Annotated in this window: 1 protein-coding gene; it reads right to left on the bottom strand. The window is 47.7% G+C overall.

What is annotated here, in order from left to right; all coding sequences use genetic code 11:
• Nucleotides 1-220 (bottom strand): hypothetical protein (locus N480_RS25635; protein WP_196761507.1); only part of this gene is annotated, 220 nt, incomplete at both ends.

The raw sequence follows: 220 nt of genomic DNA, 5'->3' as shown, positions 1-220 counted from the left end.
GACTCGTTGGCGCTGCTCCGCCTCATAATATGCCTGCCAATCGACATCAATTCCACTTTGCCAAGCTTGGCCCAGAGCAAGAGTCATCACATGACTCTCACGCTCACTTTGCGTCACCTTTGGCATTGACGATATAATGGCTTTCGACTCAATATTGTGCATTGCAGCAAGTGTGGAAAGAGATTGACTAGGTCCTACCTCAATAAATACACACTCCGAC

It is taken from the genome of Pseudoalteromonas luteoviolacea S2607 (assembly GCF_001625575.1).
Classification (GTDB): Bacteria; Pseudomonadota; Gammaproteobacteria; order Enterobacterales; family Alteromonadaceae; genus Pseudoalteromonas; species Pseudoalteromonas luteoviolacea_E.
Note: the sequence above shows the minus strand (reverse complement) of the source record. Positions and strands in the feature narration are given on the sequence as shown.